Origin of the sequence: uncultured Chloroflexus sp., assembly GCF_937129525.1 — a bacterium.
Taxonomy (GTDB): domain Bacteria; phylum Chloroflexota; class Chloroflexia; order Chloroflexales; family Chloroflexaceae; genus Chloroflexus.
On sequence record NZ_CAKZNK010000141.1, the window covers coordinates 25,884 to 32,054 of the forward strand.

Here is a 6,171-nt window from a genome sequence, read left to right on the forward strand (position 1 = left end):
CGGCAACGCCGACACTGGCGCTGCCGGCATTGCTGTTGCCGGTTACAGAGTTACGCTGAAGGCTGCATCAATCCCTGGAATCGCCGCTACCTGCTCCATCACGGTCGGCGGCGCCGGTTCATCGAGCGTCAGCACCATCACCGCCTGCTCGCGCGGCGCGCGTCGGCCTACGTACATACCGGAGATATTAACATCGGCGGCGCCGAGTAATTGCCCGACTTTGCCGATCATGCCAGGCTGGTCGTGATGGTAGGTGATCAAGAGTGATCCCTGTGGGATAAAATCGACAAAGTAACCATCCATTTGCACGATATGCGGCTCGCCGCGCAACACCGTTCCGCTAAAACTGCGGGTGCGCTCGGCAGTTTGCACGTGCAACGTGATCAGGCCGGCGTAGTTCTCGGCCTCGGGACTCACCCGTTCGGTCATACGCAAGCCACGTTCACGCGCGATAATGGGCGCATTGACCGGCGTAATCCGCTCAATGCTGCTGGCCGCGAGCAGACCTTGCAAAACTGCCAGCCGCACCGGTTGCGTATCCATCTCGGCCAGTTCGCCACCGAGTTCGAGATCGTAGCTCCGCACCGGTTCTTTCACCAGATGCATCACCAGCGTGCCGAGCAACCGCCCTAGCCCAAGGTAGGGTTGCAACACATTCCATGCTTCAGGCGCTACAAATGGCGCGTTCACAGCGTAGCGTGGAGTCCCTCCGGCCAGCGCTGTAACGACCCCTTCGGCCATCTCGGTACCGGCGCTCAATTGAGCTTCGGCGGTTGAAGCGCCGATGTGTGGCACGGTAATGACTTTGGGGTGTCCCAGCAGCGGGCTATCGGCAGGCGGTGGCTCTTTGGCGTAGACATCGAGCGCAGCGCCACCCAGATGCCCATCATTCAACGCCTCAACCAGCGCCGTTTCATCAACGATACCACCGCGGCTGGCGTTGATCAGGTAGGCGCCGCGCTTCATCTGCCTGATCCGGTCACGGTCGAACAGATTGCGGGTGCTCTCGATCAGCGGAACATGCAGTGAGATCACATCGCTCCGGTGTGTCAGCTCATCCAGAGTCACCAGCGCGACCCCCAGTTGTTCTGCGCGGTCGAATGAGACAACCGGATCATACGCGATCACGTCCATCTCCATCGCCCGCGCCCGCCGCGCCACTTCCGAGCCGATCCGACCGAGGCCGACCAGCCCTAGCGTCTTGCCGCGCACCTCCCAGCCAACGAAGTCATTGCGCGCCCAGCGTCCGCTCTGCAACGAGATATGTGCCTGCGGAATGCGTCGGGCCAGACAGAGCAACAGGCCAATGGTCAGCTCGGCGACGGCAACGTTATTGGAAGCCGGCGCATTGACAACAATGATGCCGCGTCTGGTCGCTGCCTCAACATCGATGTTGTCAACCCCGGTGCCGGCCCGCCCAATCACCCGCAACCGTTCACCGGCAGCGATTACGTCGGCGGTGACTTTGGTAGCCGAGCGCACAACCAGGGCGTCGTACTCACCAATGACCGATAACAGCGCCGATTTGTCGAGATCCAGCCGCACATCAACGGTACCGGCCTGACGCAAGACATCGAGACCTTCAGTGGCGATCTTTTCGGTGACAAGGATGCGGTTCATAACTCCCTCTTTGTTGCTGGTGTGAAACGAGCGGTGGCGGTATGGTCATCTGGTTCATTCCGTTTTACAGATAACGGAGTAAACCGGTATCGTTCGTTGCCGGGCTATTTCATCGATCATCTCATCTATTTCCCGATCCGATCATTCGCTGTTCGACCTCTTCACAAACTGCGTGCAAGATGAGCGTATGCACTTCCTGGATGCGGGCGGTATTAGCGCTGGGTACAATCAGCGTGTGATCGGCTAATTCGCGGGCTGCGCCGCCATCTTTACCCAGCAGAGCAATGGTGATCATACCGTTGGCGCGCGCAGTGCGCAATGCATTCAGAATGTTGGGTGAATTACCGCTGGTGCTGAATACCACCAGGACATCGTCGGGTTTGCCCAGTGCGGCAAGCTGACGGGCAAAGATCTCGTCGTAGCCAAAGTCGTTGGCGATGCAGGTTAACGCGCCGATGTCGGCGTTGAGGCAGATGGCGGGCAACGGGCGGCGATTGCTGCGGTAACGTCCGATCAGCTCTTCGGCCAGATGCAATGCGTCGGCGGCGCTGCCGCCATTGCCGGCGGTGTAGAGCGTGTGGCCGTTCAGTAAGGCAGCAGTGGCTACTGCCACAATCCGATCGATGTCTGGCGCCAGCTTTCGACAGTCCTGCAATACATCAATCGCTTCTTCTAATTGCTGTTGAAAAGACATAGCTGCTCCCCTACTTCAACTACGCGCCTCATTATACGCGCAGGTGTTACGTTGGGAGCAGCGCAGGAATGGGTGAACGTCAGTGGCGGTTAATTGCGTGATCGCAGGAGCGGATCTCAGTTGGGTATTTGCCGCTCTCACCTGTCTTTGTCACGCGCATCTGTTCATCTCAGTTCTCACTGGCTTTAATTGCCAACCCTGCCGCTACACTGGTAAATACGTCCATCTCTTGCAGCCGGTCAGCGCCAAACTTCTCACTCAGCATACGCGCGAAGCGGGGCACTCGCGAACTCCCGCCGGTGCGTAAAACGACATCGATCTGCTCTGGTCGCAAGTTCGCTGCCTTGAGTGCCCGGTCGATACAGGCTTCGACCGTTCGCACATCAGGCCCAATCAGACGCTCGAAATCCCAACGCGGAATCTCGTCGCGCACGGTTATATCATCCATATCTAGCTTGAAAACAGCGCGGTCGGCCTGAGAAAGCGCCACTTTTGTCTGTTCCACAGCCTCATACATCGGCAGGCCATAGTTTTTGCGCACCAGCGTGCGCAAGGCCTGCAATTCACGCGGACGGTCACCAATGGCTACCGCTTCATCGATGATAGCCAGGTATTTAGGCTGAGTGAGATCGATGATCGTCTGCCACTCGCTGAGGTGGTCAAGCACGTGATTGGGAAACGGCAGGCGGCGCGGCCCAAGCGTTGCTCCTTCGCCAAAGTGGCGCAACAAACGACCCATTACAATCCGGCGGTCGAGCAGATCGCCACCCACCGGTACACCGTCGGTTGCCAGCACAGTTGGTCGTCCGCGCTCATCAAGTTCCATGATGGTGATGTCGAGCGTGCCGCCGCCAAAATCAAACACCAGTGCCCGTTGGGCCTGGCGGTTGGCGCGCGCATACGAGAGTGCGGCAGCCGTCGGTTCTTCGAGAAAGCTAAACGACGTTATCCCGGCTAACCGACATGCCGCCTGCATCCGCTGAAAAGCCAGCTCATCGCTGGCCGGGTCGGTCGCGTAATGCACCGGTCGCCCGATGACCAGATGGCTGATCGGCGCGCCGAGTTGCTGTTCAATCCGCTCGACGATCATGCGCAAGACCAGCGCAATCAGCTCTTCCAGGGTGTAGTATACGCCGAAGACGTTGGTCTTCTGAAAGCTGCGATCACGCAGGCTACTCTTCAATGATTGAAACAACCGACCGGGCGCGTTTGCGTCTACCTTCACGTACAGCGCCTGCATCACCGTACCGCTTTCGGCAAAGGTCAGCTCGGCGTCACCGATATATTTCCAAACATACTCGATCTCACGCCCGACGTTGCCTTCAGTAAAGCGGTTGATCGCTTCGCGGCCAATGAATGGCACACCTTCGCGGGTGATAAAGAGCGTCGAGCGTAAAATCGCCGGTTGCGTGTTGATTGGGTCAAGGTCGATCAGGCGCAAGGTATGGCCGTCATATACCGCAGCGCTAGAGTTGGTTGTGCCGAAGTCAAGCCCAACACGCATCTTCATCACCTCGTGTTTGATCTGAATAGTCGAATTTTTAGCCTAGCGGATGTTTCTGATTCTGTCAATCAGACCTGAGACTGAGATAGAGTTTCATTTCGCTCCTGCCAACAGCGTCGGTTATCGACTGTGCGCCTTCCGCCGCGTCGAAGTGACCGGAACAGGTTGCGCTCTGCGCCGAAGCGCGAGCTATTCCAGGCCGGTCGGTGGTTCGATAGAAGAAGCTTTCCCGGTTCGATCTGCTGAGATGGTCAAAGCCCGTAGCGCGCAACGCATCCTGCTATAATGAAAGCGCCCGGCTTCGTCTGCGAGGATGTTGTGCGTTACCAGTTCTTGTTTCGTCATCTGTTCCTGCTCTGGCTGCTGGCATGCGTCGCGTGTGCCGCTCCCTCAACCGGAGTGCCGTCAGCTCAATCGAATCGAGTCATTTTGCGACTGTGGCACGCCTGGCCGGCAGCGGATAGTCGTGTGTTACAGACGTTAGTCGATCAATTTAATCAGGCTCATCCGCAATGGCAGATTGTTGTGCAGGCGCGCCCGGCAGTGTCTCTGCCGACCGATCTGGTAACCGCCGTCAATGAAGGCAGCGGTCCGCATCTGGCCCTGGTGCAAAGCCATACACTCGGCCTCCTGGCAAGTGCCGGTTCCATTCGCTCACTCGACGATCTACTTTCACCGGCAGATTTACAGAGCCTCTTGCCTGCCGCCGTTGGCGCCGCTCGCGCAACCGTTGGCGATCAGCCGGCACTGTTTGGCATGCCGATCAACTTTGACACCCTGGCACTCTACTACAATCGCGCCAACGTGCTTCAGCCACCGACCAGCGTTGATGAACTCTTGCTTATGGCCCGCGCGCTAACCGATCGTGATCGGGTTCCGCCAGTGTGGGGGTTAGCGTACAATCTCTCGCTCGATCGAACCATCGGTTACCTCTATGCGTTTGGAGGTCGGGTATTTGATGAACAGGGTGCGGTTGTGCTCGGTGACAGTGGCCGTCCTGGTACCGAACGCTGGCTGGCCTGGCTTGCCGGACTGTATCGTGACGAACAGGTGCTGGCAACGCTCGATGGCGTGGTTGTGGATCGGGTCTTGCAGGCTCGTGAGGCAATCATGACGATTGATTGGGCCCATGCTCAGGCCGACTACCGCGCTATCTGGAACGATCAACTTGGCGTGACCACGCTTCCCATTCTCGCCGAGACCGAGCAGGCGCCACAACCGTATGTGCAGGCTGATGTTATTGTCGTCAATGCGCGCTTAACCGACCCGGATGCTCAGGCTGCTGTTCAGGCCTTTATGCGCTATATGGTTGCAGTCGATAGCCAGCGCATGCTTCTGGCAATCGGTCGCCAGCCGACGCAGCTCGCCCTCCAGTTGAGCGATAACGATCTCGCCGATCGCGTGCAACTGGCTGCCGCGCGCGCGTTTCGCGCTCAGGCCCAGCACGGCTTGCCTATGCCGGCAGACCGGATTGCCAATGAACTGGTCTGGACAACCCTGTCCGATATGCAACTGAGCGCAGTGCGTGGTTTACTTACTCCCGAGCAGGCGGTTACCGTGGCCGATGAGACGCTACGCCGGGTCTTTCCCGCCCCTTAGTGCGCTCTCAATCCATCAATCTGTCATAAGCCATTTGACCAACTGCGCAAAACCTCTTACAATAGCGCTAAAGCGCAGGTTTCCAAAACGGTTAACGGGTAAAATCTGGTAAAACCAGTTGCCGCTCGCGCAAAGATGTAGTAGAATAATCGACGTGTAGGCCGTCTTGATGTTAGTTCTGCCCTAATTGGTGTTTTAAGGCCCACACGATCTCGTTCCTGTCCCGAACTGGCTGACGGCCTCTAAGGAGGATATGAATGGCAAGCAGAACCGAAGAAATGGTGCGGCATCTGAAGGCCCTGTCAATGAACACGCCCGATATTGAGGCCTCCGCCGTAGTAAGCGTCGATGGCCTCATCATGGCTTCGGCGCTGCCGGCAGATGTCGAAGAAGACCGCGTCTCGGCTATGAGCGCGGCTATGCTGTCGCTGGGTGAGCGCATTGCCAGTGAACTGCGGCGCGGGCAACTTGATCAGGTCTTCGTGCGCGGTGAAGACGGTTACGTGATCCTGATGGCTATTGGTGAGGAAGCAGTGTTGACTGCGCTGGCGCAAAGCCGGGCCAAGCTGGGGTTGGTCTTCCTCGATATGCGTCGCACGGCAAATGAGCTGGTGAATCTTGTGTAGCCATTGCTCGCTCAGCCAGCCGGGCAAGTGGGGATACGACTGTTCATCGTAAACAGCCTGCTGACAAGTGGGCTGTTTTTGTCAGGGCACGGCAGCGCCGTGCCCTGTTCTCATTGTCTCTCGCTAAT

5 protein-coding genes are annotated in these 6,171 nt (G+C 57.9%); 2 read left to right on the top strand and 3 right to left on the bottom strand.

All coding sequences use genetic code 11. From position 1 onward, the window contains the following. Positions 1-42: 42 nt before the first annotated feature. The 3 genes from serA to Q0650_RS17020 all read right to left on the bottom strand — a co-directional run bounded on the left by serA (position 43) and on the right by Q0650_RS17020 (position 3,818). On the bottom strand, positions 43-1,620 hold the full coding sequence (serA, locus tag Q0650_RS17010) for a phosphoglycerate dehydrogenase (RefSeq protein ID WP_298821136.1): 1,578 nt from the start codon (positions 1,618-1,620) through the stop codon (positions 43-45). Positions 1,621-1,741: 121 nt separating this feature from the next. Further along, positions 1,742-2,314, bottom strand: a complete 573-nt coding sequence (locus Q0650_RS17015) for an SIS domain-containing protein (RefSeq protein WP_298821138.1) — start codon at positions 2,312-2,314, stop codon at positions 1,742-1,744. Between the two features lie 169 nt (positions 2,315-2,483). After that, positions 2,484-3,818, bottom strand: coding sequence for an Hsp70 family protein (locus tag Q0650_RS17020; RefSeq protein WP_298821140.1), 1,335 nt, complete (start codon positions 3,816-3,818; stop codon positions 2,484-2,486). Between the two features lie 318 nt (positions 3,819-4,136). On the opposite strand from Q0650_RS17020, the gene Q0650_RS17025 reads away from it, so the two are divergent. After that, complete coding sequence (locus Q0650_RS17025; protein ID WP_298821142.1) at positions 4,137-5,417, top strand: extracellular solute-binding protein; 1,281 nt, start codon at positions 4,137-4,139, stop codon at positions 5,415-5,417. A gap of 257 nt (positions 5,418-5,674) precedes the next feature. Further along, a complete protein-coding gene (locus tag Q0650_RS17030) occupies positions 5,675-6,043 on the top strand; it encodes a roadblock/LC7 domain-containing protein (protein WP_012256185.1) in 369 nt (122 codons plus the stop codon). Positions 6,044-6,171 lie beyond the last annotated feature (128 nt).